This is a genomic window from Methanocaldococcus indicus (assembly GCF_049554935.1).
GTDB lineage: Archaea > AGJL01 > Methanococci > Methanococcales > Methanocaldococcaceae > Methanocaldococcus > Methanocaldococcus indicus.
The window spans coordinates 1,333,673-1,353,558 of the sequence record NZ_CP186926.1 but is presented as its reverse complement, the minus strand read 5'-3'; the positions used below and the strand labels follow the sequence as shown (position 1 = coordinate 1,353,558).

The 19,886-nt window shown below is 27.6% G+C and carries 17 protein-coding genes and 1 pseudogene; 7 read left to right on the top strand and 11 right to left on the bottom strand.

Features of this window, described 5'->3' with window-relative positions; all coding sequences use genetic code 11:
• Nucleotides 1–64 precede the first annotated feature (64 nt).
• Nucleotides 65–277, top strand: a complete 213-nt coding sequence (locus ACPB8Q_RS07610) for a histone family protein (protein WP_423792573.1) — start codon at nucleotides 65–67, stop codon at nucleotides 275–277.
• A gap of 100 nt (nucleotides 278–377) precedes the next feature.
• Nucleotides 378–1,178: a sugar phosphate isomerase/epimerase family protein gene (locus ACPB8Q_RS07605; protein WP_423792572.1), complete on the top strand. Its 801-nt coding sequence runs from the start codon at nucleotides 378–380 to the stop codon at nucleotides 1,176–1,178.
• Here the strand turns inward: ACPB8Q_RS07605 and ACPB8Q_RS07600 are convergent.
• The 5 genes from ACPB8Q_RS07600 to ACPB8Q_RS07580 all read right to left on the bottom strand — a co-directional run bounded on the left by ACPB8Q_RS07600 (nucleotide 1,171) and on the right by ACPB8Q_RS07580 (nucleotide 6,730).
• A complete protein-coding gene (locus ACPB8Q_RS07600) occupies nucleotides 1,171–2,304 on the bottom strand; it encodes an ABC transporter substrate-binding protein (protein WP_423792571.1) in 1,134 nt (377 codons plus the stop codon). The two genes, ACPB8Q_RS07605 and ACPB8Q_RS07600, sit on opposite strands and share 8 nt — an antisense overlap.
• Before the next feature lie 101 nt (nucleotides 2,305–2,405).
• Complete coding sequence (locus ACPB8Q_RS07595) at nucleotides 2,406–3,143, bottom strand: YchF/TatD family DNA exonuclease (protein ID WP_423792570.1); 738 nt, start codon at nucleotides 3,141–3,143, stop codon at nucleotides 2,406–2,408.
• Nucleotides 3,144–3,150: 7 nt separating this feature from the next.
• A complete protein-coding gene (locus ACPB8Q_RS07590; protein ID WP_423792569.1) occupies nucleotides 3,151–4,089 on the bottom strand; it encodes a flippase-like domain-containing protein in 939 nt (312 codons plus the stop codon).
• A gap of 110 nt (nucleotides 4,090–4,199) precedes the next feature.
• Nucleotides 4,200–4,901, bottom strand: coding sequence for a glycosyltransferase family 2 protein (locus tag ACPB8Q_RS07585; protein WP_423792568.1), 702 nt, complete (start codon nucleotides 4,899–4,901; stop codon nucleotides 4,200–4,202).
• Nucleotides 4,898–6,730: a hypothetical protein gene (locus ACPB8Q_RS07580; RefSeq protein ID WP_423792567.1), complete on the bottom strand. Its 1,833-nt coding sequence runs from the start codon at nucleotides 6,728–6,730 to the stop codon at nucleotides 4,898–4,900. Before ACPB8Q_RS07580 ends, ACPB8Q_RS07585 begins: the two co-directional genes overlap by 4 nt.
• Nucleotides 6,731–6,859: 129 nt before the next feature.
• Here ACPB8Q_RS07580 and ACPB8Q_RS07575 point away from each other — a divergent pair, with 129 nt between their 5' ends.
• The 3 genes and pseudogenes from ACPB8Q_RS07575 to ACPB8Q_RS07565 all read left to right on the top strand — a co-directional run bounded on the left by ACPB8Q_RS07575 (nucleotide 6,860) and on the right by ACPB8Q_RS07565 (nucleotide 8,736).
• Nucleotides 6,860–7,504: an IS6 family transposase gene (locus ACPB8Q_RS07575; RefSeq protein WP_423792566.1), complete on the top strand. Its 645-nt coding sequence runs from the start codon at nucleotides 6,860–6,862 to the stop codon at nucleotides 7,502–7,504.
• Nucleotides 7,505–7,512: 8 nt separating this feature from the next.
• Nucleotides 7,513–7,770 (top strand): annotated as a pseudogene (locus ACPB8Q_RS07570) (flavodoxin family protein); the annotation flags it as partial.
• A 3-nt stretch (nucleotides 7,771–7,773) separates the two neighbouring features.
• Complete coding sequence (locus ACPB8Q_RS07565; protein ID WP_423792565.1) at nucleotides 7,774–8,736, top strand: histone deacetylase family protein; 963 nt, start codon at nucleotides 7,774–7,776, stop codon at nucleotides 8,734–8,736.
• On the opposite strand, the gene cfbA is transcribed toward ACPB8Q_RS07565, so the two are convergent.
• From cfbA to ACPB8Q_RS07550, 3 genes are all read right to left on the bottom strand, one after another.
• Nucleotides 8,713–9,141 carry a sirohydrochlorin nickelochelatase gene (cfbA, locus tag ACPB8Q_RS07560; RefSeq protein WP_423792564.1) on the bottom strand — a complete coding sequence of 143 codons (429 nt, stop codon included), beginning with the start codon at nucleotides 9,139–9,141 and terminating at the stop codon, nucleotides 8,713–8,715. The two genes, ACPB8Q_RS07565 and cfbA, sit on opposite strands and share 24 nt — an antisense overlap.
• A 63-nt stretch (nucleotides 9,142–9,204) precedes the next feature.
• On the bottom strand, nucleotides 9,205–9,528 hold the full coding sequence (locus ACPB8Q_RS07555) for an RPA12/RPB9/RPC11 RNA polymerase family protein (protein WP_423792563.1): 324 nt from the start codon (nucleotides 9,526–9,528) through the stop codon (nucleotides 9,205–9,207).
• Entirely contained in the window at nucleotides 9,521–10,021 is a 501-nt protein-coding gene (locus ACPB8Q_RS07550) for an NUDIX domain-containing protein (RefSeq protein WP_423792562.1), read from the bottom strand. Before ACPB8Q_RS07550 ends, ACPB8Q_RS07555 begins: the two co-directional genes overlap by 8 nt.
• Before the next feature lie 94 nt (nucleotides 10,022–10,115).
• Here ACPB8Q_RS07550 and ACPB8Q_RS07545 point away from each other — a divergent pair, with 94 nt between their 5' ends.
• Complete coding sequence (locus ACPB8Q_RS07545; RefSeq protein ID WP_423792561.1) at nucleotides 10,116–14,006, top strand: DNA-directed DNA polymerase II large subunit; 3,891 nt, start codon at nucleotides 10,116–10,118, stop codon at nucleotides 14,004–14,006.
• On the opposite strand, the gene ACPB8Q_RS07540 is transcribed toward ACPB8Q_RS07545, so the two are convergent.
• Nucleotides 14,003–14,701 (bottom strand): TIGR00703 family protein, encoded by a 699-nt coding sequence (locus tag ACPB8Q_RS07540; RefSeq protein WP_423792560.1) that lies wholly within the window; start codon nucleotides 14,699–14,701, stop codon nucleotides 14,003–14,005. The genes ACPB8Q_RS07545 and ACPB8Q_RS07540 overlap by 4 nt on opposite strands.
• Before the next feature lie 154 nt (nucleotides 14,702–14,855).
• Here ACPB8Q_RS07540 and ACPB8Q_RS07535 point away from each other — a divergent pair, with 154 nt between their 5' ends.
• The gene (locus ACPB8Q_RS07535) at nucleotides 14,856–16,991 is read left to right on the top strand and encodes a PKD domain-containing protein (RefSeq protein ID WP_423792559.1); all 2,136 of its coding nucleotides are present in this window, start codon (nucleotides 14,856–14,858) and stop codon (nucleotides 16,989–16,991) included.
• Here ACPB8Q_RS07535 and gatE read toward each other — a convergent pair.
• Nucleotides 16,981–18,876, bottom strand: a complete 1,896-nt coding sequence (gene gatE, locus ACPB8Q_RS07530; RefSeq protein WP_423792558.1) for a Glu-tRNA(Gln) amidotransferase subunit GatE — start codon at nucleotides 18,874–18,876, stop codon at nucleotides 16,981–16,983. The two genes, ACPB8Q_RS07535 and gatE, sit on opposite strands and share 11 nt — an antisense overlap.
• Before the next feature lie 14 nt (nucleotides 18,877–18,890).
• A complete protein-coding gene (locus tag ACPB8Q_RS07525; protein ID WP_423792557.1) occupies nucleotides 18,891–19,886 on the bottom strand; it encodes an AI-2E family transporter in 996 nt (331 codons plus the stop codon).

Genomic DNA, 19,886 nt, shown 5'->3' with positions numbered 1-19,886 from the left:
AAAGAGAAAAGTATTTATACTACATTAAAATAAAAAGAAAAATAAAAAGTTATCAGGTGATAAGATGGCAGAGCTTCCAGTTGCACCATGTGTAAGAATATTAAAGAAGGCAGGAGCAGAGAGAGTCAGTGAAGAAGCTGGTAAATACTTTGCTGAGGCATTAGAGCAATTAGGATTGGAAATTGCTAAGAGAGCAGTTGAATTAGCAAAACATGCTAAGAGAAAGACAGTTAAAGTTGAAGATATTAAGTTGGCTATGGAAGAATTCTTACAGTAAAATATTATAGCTATCATCATTTTTAACTTTTATGGAATATTCATTTTTATATATTTAACTTTAAAGATATACATTAATTATTTCAAATATTGGGATTATTATGAGAATTGCCACATCAACACTATTTTTCTGGGAATATCCCATATTGAAGATTTTGGATATATTTAAAGAAATAGGTTTAAAATGTATAGAATTTTTTCCAGAAAATCCAGACTTTTGGGATAATAGGTTTAATATAGACTATTTATGTGAAGTTATTAAAGAACTAAAAAAGTTTGAAATAGCTGTTCATAATCCACATATAGAATTAAATCCTTCATCGTTAAATCCTTATGTTAGAGAAGGGACATTAAAAGAGACACTATGGGCTATTGATTTAGCAAATAATTTGAATAGTAGAATATTAACAATTCATCCAGGTAGAAGGCCTGTAAGTAGAGAACCAACAGAAGAAGAGTATGAGCATTTTTATAGGTATCTAAAAAATATATTAGAATACTCAAAAGATAAAGATTTATTTATATGTATGGAAAATATGCCTAAAAAGATTTATAGAATTGGTTGGAAAGTGGAAGATATTGACAATATTTTAAAAAGATTTGATAATCTTTATTTAACATTAGATTTTGCACATGCAAAAAATTATGCTAATATATTTGTAGAAAAATTTAACAAAAAAATAAAGCATGTGCATATTTCAGGTGTGAAAAATGGAAAAGACCATTATCCTCTTAAATATTCTGAGATAGATGTTTTAACACCATTAAAAAAGCTGTTAGATTATGGTTATAGAGGAATAATAACTTTAGAATTAGATGATAGGAGAATAAAAGAACATTCAAAAGAATATAAAATAAAAGTATTATTGGAAGATATTGAACTATTAGAAAGTATTATTTAACTATCTCATTATAAGCTTTCCAGTCAAATACAATCTCTTTTATTTTATCTGGATTAGCATCTTTTAATCTACCTTTCATTAATCCTTGCTCATTCATAACTTCAACAAACTGAATAACTTTTGGAACAATTGGCTCTAATCTATAATCATAAGTTATATGTGGAACTGATAATTTTTCTATTTCTTTTGATGTTCCTAACCATCTTGATGATGCATCTATAGCTAATGTTTCATTGTGTTGAATTTCAATTGTAGCATCTTTCAACAACTTACAGAATGTTATAATAGCAGTATGATACTTGCTTAAACTATCTTCTGAGACACATACACAACAACATGGATGGTTTTTCCAAGTTTTTCCAGTTGTGGATGGTAAATCTTGACTATAAACTATTGGTTTTCCAATACCTCTTACTCTTAATATCTCTGGCATTGGTTCCCAAGCAATAACTGCATCTAATTGCTTACTCTCTAACAATTGAGGCATTGATCCTTGTCCCTTACAGTTAATTAATAATACCATAGCACTTTTATTTTGTGGATTTTCAGTATATGTAATTCCTGAAGCTTTTAATGCATCTTTTATCATAACATACTGTATTGAAGTAGGTAGAGGATGGCCAATTTTTACTTGTTTTCCTTCTTTATGTTGTTCTTTAATCCAATTAACAAATTCCTCCCAATTATTAACAGGAATATCTTTTCTTACAACAACAGCAGAACCATCAGTGTGTAAGTTCATAACTATTTTAGCATTTGTTCCTTTGTCAATATAGAATATTGCAGGAGGAACTCCCAACAAAGCAACATCAACCTTTTTCTGATTCATTAAGTTCATTATTGCAGCTCCTCCTTGTTTGATTAATATTAGCTTAATATTAGCAATTTTTTTGTCTCCTTTGTATAACTCATATTCTTCCTTATCTTTAACTTTCTTTAAGTATATTCCATATTTATCTTTAAATAAATCAGGATAATCTGCTGCAACAAATAAAGCTGCTTGGTGGTCTGTTGGCAAATAACCAACTGTTATTGTAGGCACTTCTGACTTCTCTTGCTGTTGAGTGCATCCTGCTAAGAAAGATAAAATTATCAATCCTACAAACAGTAGGATATACTTTTTCATTGCCATCCCTCCCAAAGTGTGATAAACAGAAAAATATAATAAAGTCAGGTAATATAAAAATTTTACCATTTAAGACAAAAATTTTACCAAAAAAGATAAATTTATAAAGTAAGTTTTTCTTTAAAGAATTTGCATGAATTTTTATATATAATTTTTTTAACTTCTCCCTCATCAATCTCTTTAATTTCAGCTATTTTTTTTACAACCAATTTAACATTTTTTGGCTCATTTTTTTCTCCTTTTATTGGTGAAAGACATGGACTATCTGTTTCAGTTAATAAAAAATCAATATCTACATTTTTTACAATCTCTTCATGTAGTTTAGAAAACAGTAGAAGAGTAGATATTGAGATGTAATAATTTTCTTTAACTATTTTTTTAGCTAATTCTACACTTCCAGAGTAGCAGTGAAACATAGCAGGAACATCCAACATATTAAATATTTTCTCTTCAAAACCTCTTGCATGTAGAACAACTGGCTTATCTATTTCTTTAGCTAAGTTTAAAAATTTTCTAAAAATCTCTTCTTGTCTATCATAATTTTCTCTTTTAATGTCCATTCCTATTTCTCCAACAGCCAATATTTTTTTATAGTTAGATTTAATTATGTTGTATGCTTTTTCAATTATCTTGTTATCTGCTTTAACTTTATCTGGATGAAAACCTAGAGTTAAATAAATATTATATTTATTTTTTAGTTCCAAAGCTCTATTTATTCCTCCTAATGTGACTCCACTTGTTATAATAATGACATTCTCAGATTTTGCCCTTTTAATTACTTCATCTCTATTTTTATTAAATCCTTTATCCTCTATATGACAATGTGCATCTACATACATAACTTATTCACTTTTTAATACTTTCAATTAGATAGATAACACTCCCAAATAAAATGATTGAGAAATAAGTAATTCCCCTATATAAAATAAGAACTGCAAAAGCTAAGCTATAATCTAAATTTTTTAGATTTAATATATAAATAAGTGCATATTCAACTATTCCTAAACCTGATGGAGTTATAGGAACAGCTGTTAATAATGATGATGCTAAATCTGAAAATATACTGAATAACAATCCTAAATTAATTTTTAAGGATAGGAATACAAAATATACTGTGAGCCCTTCAACAATCCAACCTATATAGGAAAGAAATAAAACAGTTGGTAGAGATTGTAAATCTATAACTCTTAAACCTTTTTCAAAATTTATTAATATATTTGATATATCAAATCTCTTTATTTTTATTTTTTTATTAAACAATATAAAAAGGATAATTGAAAATATTAAAATTAGTATGAATATACATCCCCATTTAATAGATAATAAAATATCTTTTGGAATATCTGATTTAAAAGAAAAATATGCTGAAAAAAATAATAATGTAATCATAGTAATTAAATCCAAAATTCTCTCTATAAAAACTGTTCCAAATCCTAAGGATATTGATTTATTAGTCTTCTTTTTTAGTAAATATCCTCTATATACATCTCCCAATTTAGCAGGAACCAAAGAATTTACAAACATAGATAAAAAGTATATTTTAAAAGAATCTATTAGTTTTATTGATATATCTATATTTTCAAGCATTATTTTCCATCTATAACTTTTTATCAAAATTGAGATATAAAACATAAAAAAAGCAATTATATAGTAAAAAATATTTGTATTTCTTAAAACCAATATTAATTCATCCAAATTAATTTTTAAAAATATATATGAAATTATAATAAATGATACTACAAATGAAATTACTGTTCTTTTATTTAATAGATATTTTTTTATCATATATACCAGTATATTCCTTTATTATAATTAATTAAAGTTATATTTTTTATTCCATCCCTGATAAAATAACATATTCGGATGAAAATATATAGAAAAATATGAAATAAATATTAAATCTTTTTAAATCTCCATTTAATTAAAGTATATACTGCCTCTAATCCATCTTTCCATCTAATTTTTTTCCCTTCTTTTTTTGTTCTTGGATAGTAATTAATAGGCACTTCATATATTTTATATCCCTTCCTTAATATTTTAGCAGTTACTTCTGGTTCCCAATCAAACTTATTACCTTCTGCATTAATTAAAATATCTTTCAAATCTTTATGAAATACTTTATAACATGTAGGTTCATCTGTTAAAAATGTAAAATAAAGTAAGTTTGTTAAGGTTGTAATTAATAACCCTCCTAATAAAAAAGATATATGTGAAAATTTATTTCTTTTTCTTAATCTTGACCCATATACTACTTTTGTTTTTCCTTCTAATATAGGTTTTATTAATTTTGGATAGTCATTTGGGTCATATTCTAAATCAGCATCTTGTATAATTATTATATCTCCTGTTGAGTGTTTAATTCCAACTTTCAATGCACTACCTTTTCCACCATTTTCTTTATTAATTAGCTTAATATTTTCATTTGGATGTTTTTTTATAAACTCTTCAACTATATCTTTTGTTTTATCTGTTGAGCCATCATTTACAATGATAATTTCTTTTTCTAATGGTAATTTCACATCTAAAATTTTTTTTAAAATTTTTTCTATAGTTTTTTCCTCATTATATGCAGGAATAACAATAGATACCTTTTTCATTGGTTATCACTTAAATTAATTTTATATAAAACAGCTATCTTTTGCCCATTATATGTGTAATTCCAAACTTCTACTAAGTATTTATCTAAATCTGGTTTCCATGGATGTGTAAAGTTGTAATAGTTTTCTGGGGAAATAACTAATATATGGAACTTTCTTACGTATTCATTTCTACATGATGGGTCAATCCAGTAATATATTGGAATATATTTTACACCATATTTATTTAGATATTCTCTATTCTCTTTTGTATCATAGGTCATTAGTGGGTCATAAATTCCAACTATTCTTCCATATTTATCAATATAGAATTCAGTAGATATCCAATTATAGTCCCAATACAAGTATTTAATATGATATTTTTTGATTAACTCTAATTTTTTATTTGTATCATTTCCATATAAAATTATAGCGGTATCCATATCTCTTTGAGGTAAATTTGCATATGGATTATTTTGTTGTGCCCATCTATCTACCATAACTTTTCTTCCTGTTAGTGAATTAATCATAAAACTTAATTCTTTTGTAGATAAAAATACATCATTCACATTGGTGTGAGTTAGTATATAGTGTTGTAATGAAATATACATTTCAGGTAAAGGATGTTTTCCTACTTGTGCCCATTTATTGTTTTCTATATAGTTTATGAACCCATAGGTTGTATTTGCAAATAAAACTAAAAATAAAGTTCCAAAGACAATTAACTCTCTATTTATAATATTCAAACTGTATTTTTCTTTTAAATAACTAAGTCCATATAATCCTATGATTATTGAAGATATCCAAAGATAAAAATAGGACATATAGTTTGGTATGAAATTGATTTTAAATAATGGCTCAGTTATAAAATAACTAAAAGTTGCAAATATTGAGCCTAAACAAAATATTTTTATAAATTCTTTTAGTTTAGATTCTTCAGATTTTATATATGCATATATTCCAAGCCATGTAAGTATAGTTAATATAAATCCACCCAATGACAAAAAGTTAAACAAATATCTTTTTATAGTATCTATTAAAAAAGTTATCTGCACATCAAACCTTCCAAAATCCCAGATGTCCATATGAACTCTATCATAAGGTCTATGTAAATGATAAACAAATATTGGTTTATACCAATAAAGCATTAATATAGGTAATGCAATAATTCCAAAAACTCCCCAGTTTTTTATATTCTCTTTTAAGTAATCTATTATATTATTTCTATTTTTATATATTTCATAAACAATAAAAGTAGCTATTATTAATGTTGCTCCAACAAATGCAACCATATGTGATAAAGTTAATAATCCATATATCAATCCCAATAGAGCATAATAAATTATCTTTCTCTCTTTAAATGCTAAATATAGAGTAAGAATAAATAAAGGTAACATAATTTGATGAGTAAAGTTTGTATATTTTAGTATTGGATAAGCATTTATTCCATTTGCTAAAGCTACTCCTATTAAAGCTATCCAATCATCTCTAAACAAAACTCTAAACAAATAAAACCATATAATACTTGCTACAACAAACAACACTATAGAAAAATAAAACATTCCCTTCATTGTGTCTAAGTTAAATAAGTCACAAAACTTAGCACATAAAAATCCATACAATGGGAGATATCCTGGAATACCTCCAAGCATAGAAGAGCTTTCTAAAGGATTTCCTCCTTCTCTAATATGCCAAATAACACCCATCTGGTAGTAGTAATCTCCACCAAAAATAGGAGAAGGTAAAGATTTAAATTGTGAAATCCCATAATATTGAAGAATAGCTCCAAAAATTATATAAAATAATAAAATTAATATTGGAAGTTTGTTTTTTACTATTAGATTTTCCAAATTTTTCACCTCTTGTTTATTTAATTATTTATTTTATATTTTATTAAGTAATTCATAATTAGACCTAAAATATTTTTTTGAGAGTGTCAAGTTAAGCTTTTATTAATAATTGATAAAAAATAATAAAATATGAAGCTCACGATAGAAGTCTTAAAGGAGAGAATCGAAGAGGAGAAGATTTTTAAAAGGAATAAGAAGTCGATAGAAGTTAAAATCTTAGCTGGGATTTTGTATTATCTTGGACTATCGTTGAGGAAGGTAAGTTTGTTTCTTTCCCAATTCGAAAGTATAAGCCATGAGTCGGTTAGGACTTATTATCACAAGATTAAAGATGTTTTAAACGAACCTGAAAGAAAGGAAAGATACGCAATTGCAATCGATGAGACCAAACTAAAGATTGGAAATGAAAATATTTACGTATGGTCTGCTATTGATGTTGAATCGAAAGAGTGCTTGGGAGTTTATGTTTCTGAAACAAGAAACTGCCTCGATACTATATTATTCGTTAAGAGTATATTAAAATTTTGCTCTAATAAGCCGAAGATTTTGGTCGATGGTGGAAGATGGTATCCGTGGGCATGGCAAAGATTGGGTTTAGAATTTGAAAGAGTCAGATTCGGACTGAGAAATTGTGTAGAAAGCTTTTTCTCACTACTCAAACGAAGAACTAAAGCATTTTATAATAGGTTTCCTAATAACAGCAAATTCGATACAGTTGTTAGCTGGATTAAAAGTTTCATGATGTTCTACAATTGGTTGATGTCGTTAACTTGACAGTGTCTAAAATAGGAATGGGAATTGCTGTTGGAGGATATAGAGTAGGTGGGCAAGAAATAGCTTTAAGGACTATTCATGATTTTTATTTAATAAATGAGATGATTCCAGTTAGTGGAGGGAGTTTTGGAGCTAATTTAGGAGCTACTTTTTGGAGTAAAGATAAAGGAGAAGAAGGAGTTAAAGAAGATGATGAAGGACTAAGAAGTTTAAGAAAAACATTAAACAGATTCTACAATGTCCTAAAAGAAATCAAAAAGGATTAAATTATGATACTATATAGTGAAAATACTTTAAAACATAAAGTTCCAGAAGGTCATCCAGAAAATCCTAAAAGATTGAAAATTATTTTATCATCTATTTTAGATAGCTATCAAATAGTTCATTTTAGTGAATTAGCTAATTTAAATGAAATATTGGAGGTTCACAGTAAAGAATATGTGGATAAAGTAATTAATACAAGAGGATACTTAGACCCAGATACTTATATTTCAGATGGAACATTAGTTGCTGCTTTAACATCATTTAAAATGGCAAAATATTCATTTTTATTAGCCAAAGACGAGAAAGATTTAGTTTTTGCATTAACAAGGCCACCAGGGCACCATGCTGGAAAGAATGGAAAAGCGAATACATCAACAAATGGATTTTGCATATTTAACAATATAGCTGGAGCTATTAAATTAGCTAAAAACTATCTTAAAAAAGTTGTAGTTATAGATTTTGATGTACATCATGGAAATGGAACACAAGATATATTTTTAGATGATGATAATGTTATTCACATAGATTTACATCAATCTTATCTGTATCCTTTTACAGGAGATAATTGCTATAGAACAAAAATAAATATTCCTCTTCCACCATATTCAAAAAATGATGAGTATTTATATGCATGGGATAATGTTGTCCTTCCAATTTTAGATAAAATAAAACCTAAGATTATACTCATATCTGCTGGCTTTGATGGTTATAAAAATGATGGTTTGTCTAATACATATTTAGATGAAAAATTTTATTACTATATTGGAAATACATTATCTAATTATTCTATTGCAGCTGTTTTAGAAGGTGGATACAGTTTAGGACTTAAATATGGTGTTAGAGCATTTTTAGATGGATATTATGGGAAAAGTATAAAATTAAATTATAAAGTCCCAGAAGATATAAAAATTAAAATTGATAACATCCAAAATTATATTTTAAATTTATTTTCCAAAAGCTCTATCTAAAACAATATCAACAATTCTATCATCAGCTCCTATTGGCTCTCTATATATAATCTCTACATCCTCAGGAATTTCTAATTTTTCATGTTCATGATGATGGTGGTGATGGTGATGATGATGGTGATGTTCTTCTTCTCCATTGTCTTCAATTAAGCCTAACAACTTTGGAATATCTCTTGTTGTGTGAATACCATGAGCTAAAAATACAGGAACAACAATAATTTTTTTAGCACCTTTTTCTATTGCACTTTTAACTGCTTGAGGAATTGTTGGTTCATTAAATTCCATTAATCCAATCTCAACAATTGGAAATATATTTCTTTCCTTTATTTTTTCAGCTATTTTTATCAAAAGTTCTTTGCTGTATGGTAATCTACTACCATGCCCAACCAAAACTAATGCTTCCATTTTTTCACCAATATTAAAATTTTTTAAAATTTTATTATTATATAGTATTTAACATTTATTATTTTAATCATACTCTCTCCAAGTGTGCCCACATTTTTTACATTTGTAGAATCTTGTTTCTGGTTCATCAGCACATCTTGTCTGTTCCATCCACCAATAAGCTTCATTATGTCCACATTTTGGACATTCTACTCTTGTAGTTGGAAGAGTATCTAAGTTCTTACCTTCAATAACAACAATTTTCTCCTTTTTTTCTAAATGTTCCTTGTATTCATATTCTTCTTTACTTTTTTCTGCTTTTTCTTCATATCCACAAACTGCACATCTTAAACAATTTTCTCCAGCAGGTAGCATTATATTGTTACATTTTGGACAAAACTTAACCATATTTCCACCTTATATAGTCATTTATTATTTTTTCATGGTCAAAAGCTAATTTAGGAAGATTATTTATATCAAAAAACTTAACATCTTTTGCATCTGTTTTAGCTTTTAATTCTCCTCCTATACATTTTAAAATATAAACAACAGTTACAATATGTCCTCTTGGGTCTCTATTTGGGGAGGAATAAACATTAAATAATGACTCTACTTCAACATCTAAATTTGTTTCTTCTTTTATTTCTCTAATAATAGCTTCTTCTAATGTCTCTCCACACTCTACAAATCCACCAGGAAGTGCATAAAAATCTTTATAAGGATTATTTTTCCTTTTTATAAGTAAAATCTTTTTATTCATTTCAAGAATTCCATCAACAGTCAAAGAAGGAATTGGATAAAGTTTATACTTTCTTAAATCTTTCTTATTTATTGGCTTTTTTGAATATCTCTTTTTAAATATATTTGCAATTGCTCTTCCACTAATGGCTAAGCATTTCATAAAGAGTGGTAAAATATAAATTATGTTATATAAAATTTATTTTGTAGATTAAAAATAGCTAAATTATGTATTTAAATAACTAATTTGTGAGAATATGCACGTAGTTTGTTCAGAAAGAATGAAAAAATACTTTGAAAATTTAATTAAAGAAGTTGAAAGAATTTACAAGATAGCAGAAGAATGTAGAAAGATGGGATTAGACCCGGAGGATTATGTTGAGATTCCATTAGCAAAAGATATGGCTGATAGAGTTGAGGGGTTAGTAGGACCAAAAGGAGTAGCTGAAAGGATTAGAGAACTTGTAAATGAATATGGAAAGGAAGAGGCAGCTTTAAAAATAGCTGAAGAGATAGTTAATGGAAAATTTGGAGAAATTGATAGAGAAAAATTAGCTGAGCAGGCAGTTAGAACTGCATTAGCTGTTTTAACAGAAGGGATTGTTGCAGCTCCAATAGAAGGAATAGCTGATGTTAAAATTAAAAAAAATTTTGATGGAACTGAATACTTAGCTATCTATTATGCTGGACCAATAAGAAGTGCTGGGGGGACAGCTCAAGCTTTATCTGTTTTAGTTGGAGATTTTGTTAGAAAAGCTATGGGATTAGATAGATATAAACCAACTGAGGATGAAATTGAGAGGTATGTTGAAGAGGTAGAGTTGTATCAATCTGAGGTAGGTTCTTTCCAATACTCTCCAACAGCAGATGAGATAAGAAAAGCTATAAGAAATATACCAATAGAGATAACTGGAGAAGCAACTGACAATGTTGAAGTTTCAGGGCATAGAGATTTAAAGAGAGTAGAAACTAACCAATTAAGAGGTGGAGCTTTATTAGTTATTGTTGAGGGAGTTTTATTAAAAGCTCCTAAAATTTTAAAAAGAGTTGAAAAACTGAATTTAGAAGGATGGGATTGGTTAAAAGATTTTGTTAATAAAGGAAAAGAAGAAGAAAAAGATGAGGATGAAAATTTAGAAGATGAAGAAATTGAAGAATCAGAAATAAATACTTATTGGAGAGATATAAAAATAGAGGCAAACAAGAAGTTTATTAGTGAAGTTATAGCTGGAAGGCCTGTTTTTGCACATCCATCTAAAAAAGGAGGTTTTAGATTAAGATATGGGAGAAGTAGGAATACTGGATTTGCTACACAAGGAATACATCCTGCTTTAATGTATCTATTAAATGAATTTATTGCTATTGGAACTCAACTAAAAACTGAACGTCCTGGAAAAGGGACAGTTGCTGCTCCAGTTGATTCAATTGAAGGACCAATTGTTAGATTAAAAAATGGAGATGTTGTTAGAGTTGAAAGTGTTGAGAAAGCAATAGAGTTAAGGGATAAAGTAGATAAAATACTATTTTTAGGGGATGTTTTAGTTAATTATGGAGATTTTTTAGAGAACAATCATCCTCTAATTCCAAGTTGTTGGTGTGAAGAGTGGTATGAAGAACTTTTAAAGAGTAAGAATATTGAATACAAAAAAGATTTTATAAATAATCCAAATCCAGAAGAAGCTGTATCTTTTGCTTTAAGAACAAATACACCCCTCCATCCAAGATATACATATAGATGGCATGATGTTGAGAAAGAAGATATTATAAAATTGAGAGAGTATTTAATTAAAGGTAAAGAGATTGAGAAAGATAATAAAAAATATTGGAGTGTTGATTTGGATTTAGATATTAAAAGAATATTAGAAGATATTGGCTGCTGTCATTTAGTTAGAGAAAACAAAATTTTAATTGAAGAATATTATCCTCTTCTTTATTCTTTGGGCTATGATGTTAAAGAGAAAAAATTACTTATTGACAATTTAGATAAAATTTTAGAAGAAGCTAAAAACTCTATGCATTTAATTAATTTATTATCACCATTTGAGATTAGAAGAAATACTTATGTTTATGTTGGAGCAAGGATGGGAAGGCCTGAAAAAGCAGCTCCAAGAAAAATGAAACCTCCTGTTTGTGGATTATTCCCTATTGGTAATGCAGGAGGACAAGTTAGATTAATAAATAAAGCTGTTGAAGAGAATAAAACAGATGATATTGAGGTAAGTTTTGGAATTTGTGAAAATTGTGGAAAAATCTCACTATATAGAGTTTGTCCTTACTGTGGTGAAAGAGTAGAACTAAATAAATTTGGAAAGATTAAAGCTCCTTTAAAAGATTATCTATACTTGGCATTAAAGAGACTAAATTTAAATAAATCTGGGGATGTTAAGTGTATTAAAGGGATGACATCTAAGAAGAAGATTGTTGAACCATTAGAGAAAGCTATTTTAAGAGCTAAAAATGATGTTTATGTATTTAAAGATGGGACTGCAAGATTTGACTGCACAGATATGCCAGTTACTCATTTTAAACCTAAGGAGATAAATGCATCTGTTGAAAAGTTGAGAGAGTTGGGATATGATAGAGATATTTATGGAAATGAGTTAAAAGATGAAAATCAAATTTTAGAATTAAAGCCTCAAGATGTCATAATTCCAGAGAGTTGTGCAGAATATTTTGTTAGAGTTGCTAATTTTATAGATGAACTATTGGAAAGATTTTATAAAAAAGAAAGATTTTACAATGTTAAAGAAAAAGAGGACTTAATTGGACATTTAGTTATAGGAATGGCTCCCCACACATCTGCTGGAATGGTTGGTAGAATTATAGGATATGTTAAAGCAAATGTTGGCTATGCTCATCCTTACTATCATGCAGCTAAGAGAAGAAACTGTTTCCCAGGAGATACTGAAATTTTAGTAAATATTAATGGAAATGTTGAAAGAATAACCTTAAAAGATTTATATGAACTTTTTGAAAATGAAAGATATGAGAAATTCTCCTATATAAAAAATAAACCAAAAGTAAATATTAAAGTTTATTCTTTTGATATAGAAAGTAAAAAAGTTATTTTAACAGATATTGAAGAAGTTTTAAAGATAAGAGCTCCTAATCATCTTATAAAGATAAAATTAGATGGAAATAGAGAATTTACAACAACTTATGACCATCCAGTTTTAGTTTATGAAAATGGAAGATTCATAAAAAAATTAGCTATGGATGTTAAAGAAGGAGAGTTAATGGTTATAATTGATAATGTTGATTTAGATAATGTAATAAATATATATACTACCAAGATTAATCATATTGAAATAATACAATGTGAAGATGAGTTTATATATTCAATAAATGCTAAGAAATATCATAATGTAATAATAAATGAGAATATACTAACACATCAATGTGATGGAGATGAGGATGCCTTCTTTCTATTGTTGGATGCATTCTTAAACTTCTCTAAACTCTTTCTACCAGATAAAAGAGGAGGGCAGATGGATGCACCTCTTGTTTTAACAACTATATTAGACCCAAAAGAAGTAGATGGGGAAGTTCATAATATGGATGTTATGTGGAGATATCCATTAGAATTTTATGAAAAAACCTTAGAAATGGTTTCTCCAAAAGATGTTAGAGATATAATGGAGATTGTTGAAGATAGATTAGGAAAAGAAGAACAATATGAAAATCTTGGTTATACCCATGAAACTACATCTATAGATTTAGGTCCAAAAGTTTGTTTATACAAAACCTTAGGAACAATGTTAGACAAAACAAATGCACAGTTAGATATAGCTAAAAAGATTGTAGCTGTTGATGAGAAAGATGTAGCTGAGAAAGTTATTAATTCTCACTTTATTCCTGATTTAATTGGTAATTTAAGGGCTTTTTCAAGACAAGGTGTTAGATGTAAGTGTGGAGCTAAATTTAGGAGAATTCCATTGAGAGGAGTATGTCCAAAATGTGGCTCTAAATTGATATTGACAGTTTCAAAAGGAGCAGTTGAGAAGTATTTAGATGTAGCAGAGAAAATGGCTGAGGATTATAAAGTAGATGAGTATGTTAAACAAAGATTAAGATTAATAAAAGATGGAATTAAATCATTATTTGAAAATGATAAGAAAAAACAAGCTAAATTAACAGATTTCTTTTAATCACTCTTTAATATTCCTAATGTTTGCTCAGTTTTTTTAGCTATATCTAAATCAAATAATGCAATAGTTGGTAATAGCCAAGAGAACCAAAATCTTGGTTCTTTATCTTTTGTTTCTCCATAGTATGCAATTGCCAATCTACCAAATCCTGTCTCTTTTTCAACTTTTCTAACACTTCTTATAAATCTTCTAATTGAATTAGGAAGTTCTTCATAAGGTAAGGGTTTTCCTCCAGGAGCTTTTTGTAAAACTAATTCAGAACTAACTCCAACATTTCTAATAGCTTTTATTAAATTGCTCAATTTATTCTTTTTAAAGAAAGCCAACAATAAAGCAGCAGCTGGAACTCTCAAAACTTCTATGTTGTTTCCATCTTCATCTCTTAGCTCACAAACAATATATGCTCTACCCATTTCCATTTCTATATGTGCATAGAGTTCTCTACCTTTTGGTAGTTCTTCTAAAACTTCAACAACTTCATACTCTTTCTCATCTTTTGTATATTTATCTCCTGCTTTTTTTGTATCAATTTCAGCAGTAAAGTATGTCTCTTTTCCATCGATTTTCCCAAATATTAAATCAAATCCCCATCTTTTTAAGGATTTTAGTTTAAATTCTCTCTCTTTTTCAGGATTTCCTAATGTCTCAAAAACATGAGTATTTACAATTTCTACCTCTTTTGCATCTACTACCATATCATCACCTTTATATATGAGTTTGAATATAATATGTTTATGAAGTTCTATAAATATTTTTCTTATAATTATTAATTTGAATTTATGACATTACAATTAGAATTATTAATATACTATAAATTTACAAAAAATTAATTTTGGAGGTGAATTATTTATGAAAAAGGGGCAAGTATCCTTAGAATTAATTATATTAATATTGGGAGTTATTATAGGTGGGGCTGTATTAACTGTCCAAGTAGCTAAGCCAGATATAAAATTTTTAGGAAATGCAACAAATACTGTAAAAAAAGAAGCTATTGGATACTTTGTATATAAACCTGAAATATCACCAATTAGCACAAATATAACAGAAGAACAACAAAATACAACTACAAATACTACCAATACAACAAAAAAACCAATTGCAGATTTTGAATATTATATAAATCTTAAAGATAAGTATAGTTTTGAATTTGTCAATAGAATTAATCCAGGATCAGGAAAGCCAGTTATATTAAAAATAGATGGCAAATCAATAAATTTGAGAGACATATCAGTTCCATACTCAGGAATTGCTAACACAATAGAATTTAAGGTTATTGGAAAAGCTACAATACTCATTGATAACAAATCTTACCATATATCAGGATGCATGGTTGAATTTGTAGGTAATTTAGAATATAATATTACTCATGAAACTAATGGTAATGGGAAAAGTTTAGGTCAATATTATATAGAAATTAAAGGAGATAATGCTTCAATCTATATATGGAAAGGTAGTAGATATTCAAAACACAAAATTGTCCTTGTAAATGGGGAAATTAAAAGTAGTGATGAGATTTCAAATGTTGAGGTAATTTTTGATGCTTCTAAATCCTACTCACCTAATGGGGAAATAGTTAAATATATTTGGAACTTTGGAGATGGCTCAAAAGAGGAAACTACTACTCCAATTATTACTCATACATATACTCCAGGAACTTATAATGTAACTTTAACTGTTGTTGATAACAAAAACTTAACAAGTAGTATAACAAAAACTGTTGTAATTAACATATCTGAGACACAACCAATAACAGTAAAATTACCTGACTTAATACCTTATGAAGTAAATATTATCTACAACAATGGAACAAAATACTGTCATAGATGGGAAGAACAAGTAAAAAATCATGGGGAAAATCAAGAGTCACAAAATCAATTTAGACATAGATGTAAAAACAACACTAATGTAGAGATTGAAGTAGTTGTTAAAAATATAGGTAATGCCTCAGCATCAAAGTTCTATGTTGGACTACGTGATAATAATTACTCTGTAGATAGTAAAGAAATAGATAGTTTAGGAGTAGATGAAACAAAAACTGTTATATTTGATTATACAATCTCTACATCAAAATGTTGCAAATGTGAATGTGAAGAATATAACCACACTTTAGCTATCTATGTAGATTATAATAACTTAGTTAATGAGTCTAATGAAGATAATAACATAATGTATATAACATTTGAGATTGAAAAAGGATGTTGTCATAATAATGAGAACACTAATATAACCAATAATACTCCTATATATAATAATATAAATCTGACTAATAATACAAACCTACAACCTGCAGATGTAGAAGGATTATATATAAAGGTAAATGGTTATGGAGATTTAGAGTTTTACAAAGAACCTTTAACAAATGCAGTTGTTATAGGTCCTAATATATACATTAAAATTCCTGGTGGAGATACTTACATATTCAACTTAAATGGAGTAATTAATAATGGTAGAATAAAAGTAAATGGTAATGGAAACTTAATTCTTGGAAATATAAAAAGTATAAATAACTTATATTTAAGATTAGAAGGTAACTCTAATATAGATTTTGATGATGTACCTAACATTTATCATATATATTTCATATCAAATGATGGATTTAATTCTTTAAGTCCTGAATTAGGTGAAATAGTTGGAGATGTAAATGTTAATCTAAAAGATAAATATATAAGTACAATTAAAGCCACAATAATAAATGGAAATGCTGAGTTGGTTATAGATGGTGGAATAGTAAATGATATTAATATTGAAAAAATAATCAGTAATGGAGTATTAGAAATTAAAAACTCTATAATTAATAATCTAAATATAAATGAAAACAATGGAGAAATTATTTTAATAAACTCAAAAATAGGAACTATAAATGTAAATAATAATGGAACAATAATTATAAAAGATTATTCAGAAATAAATAGTGGTAATATAAACAATGATGGAGATATAGAAAAAGATAGTACTTCAATTATTAATGCAAATATTAACCATTAATAAATTCTTTAATTTTTTCTCTTAAAATTTCATTAACTAATTTTCCATCTGCTTTTCCTCTTAATTTTGCCATACATCTTCCCATCAACATACCCAAAGCTTTTTCTTTTTTCTCTTTTACAACTTCTATATTTTCTTTAATAATTTCTTCAATAATCTTCTCAACTTCCTCCTGAGATAACCCTTTTAATCCTTTAAGTTCTAAAATTTCATCTATGTCTTTATTTGGATATTCACAAAATCCTTTTAGAACCTCTACAATACCTTCCTTAGCTAATTTTCCTTTAGAGAGGGACTCAAATATCATATAGAAATGTTCATCTTTTAAATTATCAATATTGTATCCTTCTCTTCTAATTTCTTTTAAACTCTCTTCTAATGTTTTAGCTATTAATGTTGGTTTTATATCTCTAAATTTTTTACATAAATCTTCAAATAAATCAACATAATAAGAGAATACCATTTTCTTGGCTAATTCATCATTTAATTTATATTCTTTTTTGAATCTTTCTATTTTCTCCTCTGGAAGTTCTGGAAGGTTGTTTTTAATATCTTCTAATAGTTCTTTATCTATTTTTATTGGTGGAATATCTGTTTCAGGATACATTCTTGCAGCTCCTGGAAGAGGTCTTAAATATGATGTGTTTCCATCTTCCAAGGCCCTTCTTGTTTCTTCTGGAACACCTTCAATTGCTTCTTTTGCCCTATCAATAACTGCTTTTAAAGCTTTATCTACTTTCTTCTCCTTGTCAGCAACTATAACAATACAGTCCTCTTTATCTACATTTAAAAACTCTCTAAGTTTTTTAACATCTTCCTCAGTAATTCCATATTTAGGAAGTTCATCAGTATGAAATATTCCTCCAACACCTGATATAATTTTAGCCCTATCAGAGAACTCAGTCCCTAATCTTCTTCCTGGTTGGATTTCTTTACCAACTAAACCAGCAAATCCTTTTAAAATTATAGCCTTAACTCTACCACCATTTTTTATAGCATTTTGTATAATCTTAGATTTACAATCTTTAAATAACTCAGTTATATCATAAATCTCCTCTATAACTTTTGCATTTCTATTTTTTAGTTCTTTGCTTATCTCTATTAAATTAAGTTGTCTTAAAACTTCATTCTTAACAACTTTCTCAATCAAATCTAACTCAGATACTCCTTTTATCTCAACTCTTGCACCATCCTTTATAGAGATATTAATATCTTGTCTTATAGTCCCAATTCCTCTCTTAACTTTTCCAGTAGCTCTTAAAATTTGTCCAATTCTTTTAGCTGTCTCTTTTGCCATCTTTGGAGAGTCAATATCTGGAGAGGTGGATATCTCAACCAATGGTATTCCTAATCTATCTAAGTTATAAACAACTACATCCTCTCTATCCTCTACTTTTCTTGCAGCATCTTCCTCTAAACATAAACTTTCTATTCCTACTTTTTTTCCATCTATCTCAATAAATCCATCATAAGCTAAAAATATTGTTCTTTGGAAGCCAGAGGTATTAGAGCCATCAATAACTATCTTTCTCATTGTATAAGCTAAATCAACAGTTTTCATATTCATTAATAGAGCAACTTCCAAAGCTACTCTTAAAGCTTCTTCACTTGGTAAATGTGGAGGCTCTTCATCCAACTCAACTAAACATGCACTTTTAGATGAATATTGATATAGGAACTTCTTACCTTTTCTTAATTCTAATAAAGCTGCTCTATCTATCTCACCCATCTCACTCAAAGTAGGTTTTAGAATTCTAAAAACTTCTTTCTCTACATCATCACACAACTTAGTTGGACAATGACAGAACAACTTTCTTTTAGTATTTAATTGCTGATGTATCTCTAATCCAACTTTTAAACCAAGTTCTTTATAATTTAAATCCATCATATCACCAATTTTTATATTCTTTTGTATTTATATTTAGCAAGATAGTATGCATATAAAGCTCCAACAACTATTGGGCCAACAGCAAAACCAACAATTCCTAATGTAAGAGGAGCAATTAAGAATGCTATAACAACCAATACAGGATGGATATCTGTCTCTTTATTAACTAAGTAAGGTCTTATAATAAAATCAGGAGCTAATGATAAAAATATCTGTCCATAAATAAATATAGCTAATGCTTTATAATATTCCCCTAACAAAATATAATAAATAGATAGTAAAACATAAACTGTCCAACTACCAACTATAGGGAGTAATGCAAAAATTCCTGTTAATATTGCTAATAACTCTGAGTTTGGAATTGAGAAAATTTTATATCCAATATATGCTAAGATACCAATTATGATGGATATATTTACATTAGTTATAAACAAGTTTTTATAAGATTGATGAAGATAGTATAAATAAATGTTCATACTTTCTTTGTAGTAGGGTGGGGTTAAATCTAAGCATAACTCTTTTATTTTATCACCATCCCTTAAAAAATAAAATGTTAAAAAAAGGACAATTATTATTTTTATAATCAAATATCCAAAATCTAATAATCTCTGAGTAATAAAATTAACAAGAAATGTAAAAATTGCTTTAGAATATTCTGTAATTAGCTCTTTATTTACTATTGTATTGATATATGAAAAATATTGGTATTTTAAAATACTATCTAAAAAAGATAGTATTGAGTCTGGATTTGTGTTTAATAATATATTTACAACTGTAAAAATGAAGTATATCCCCACTAAAATTATTGGAACAATATAAAACAATATTGCAACTATTGCAGACAAAGTTTTATTTAAAAATCTATTGCAAAACTTATATATGGGTAAAGCCATATAAACAAAAACAACAGCATAAGCAAAGGTATCTAAAAAAGGATATAGCATATAAATAAATCCTAAAAACAATAGTAAAATAATTCCTTTTCTAATTATTCTAAATTCATCCAT

Bases quoted from the DNA above. Each gene is read 5' to 3' on its own strand.
- ACPB8Q_RS07600 (WP_423792571.1), bottom strand. From the start codon at position 2,304: ATGAAAAAGTATATCCTACTGTTTGTAGGATTGATAATTTTATCTTTC.
- ACPB8Q_RS07605 (WP_423792572.1), top strand. From the start codon at position 378: ATGAGAATTGCCACATCAACACTATTTTTCTGGGAATATCCCATATTG.
- ACPB8Q_RS07555 (WP_423792563.1), bottom strand. From the start codon at position 9,528: ATGGTTAAGTTTTGTCCAAAATGTAACAATATAATGCTACCTGCTGGA.
- ACPB8Q_RS07565 (WP_423792565.1), top strand. From the start codon at position 7,774: ATGATACTATATAGTGAAAATACTTTAAAACATAAAGTTCCAGAAGGT.
- ACPB8Q_RS07525 (WP_423792557.1), bottom strand. From the start codon at position 19,886: ATGGATGAATTTAGAATAATTAGAAAAGGAATTATTTTACTATTGTTT.
- ACPB8Q_RS07545 (WP_423792561.1), top strand. From the start codon at position 10,116: ATGCACGTAGTTTGTTCAGAAAGAATGAAAAAATACTTTGAAAATTTA.
- cfbA (WP_423792564.1), bottom strand. From the start codon at position 9,141: ATGGAAGCATTAGTTTTGGTTGGGCATGGTAGTAGATTACCATACAGC.
- ACPB8Q_RS07540 (WP_423792560.1), bottom strand. From the start codon at position 14,701: ATGGTAGTAGATGCAAAAGAGGTAGAAATTGTAAATACTCATGTTTTT.
- ACPB8Q_RS07595 (WP_423792570.1), bottom strand. From the start codon at position 3,143: ATGTATGTAGATGCACATTGTCATATAGAGGATAAAGGATTTAATAAA.
- ACPB8Q_RS07550 (WP_423792562.1), bottom strand. From the start codon at position 10,021: ATGAAATGCTTAGCCATTAGTGGAAGAGCAATTGCAAATATATTTAAA.
- ACPB8Q_RS07590 (WP_423792569.1), bottom strand. From the start codon at position 4,089: ATGATAAAAAAATATCTATTAAATAAAAGAACAGTAATTTCATTTGTA.
- ACPB8Q_RS07535 (WP_423792559.1), top strand. From the start codon at position 14,856: ATGAAAAAGGGGCAAGTATCCTTAGAATTAATTATATTAATATTGGGA.
- ACPB8Q_RS07610 (WP_423792573.1), top strand. From the start codon at position 65: ATGGCAGAGCTTCCAGTTGCACCATGTGTAAGAATATTAAAGAAGGCA.
- ACPB8Q_RS07575 (WP_423792566.1), top strand. From the start codon at position 6,860: ATGAAGCTCACGATAGAAGTCTTAAAGGAGAGAATCGAAGAGGAGAAG.
- ACPB8Q_RS07585 (WP_423792568.1), bottom strand. From the start codon at position 4,901: ATGAAAAAGGTATCTATTGTTATTCCTGCATATAATGAGGAAAAAACT.
- gatE (WP_423792558.1), bottom strand. From the start codon at position 18,876: ATGGATTTAAATTATAAAGAACTTGGTTTAAAAGTTGGATTAGAGATA.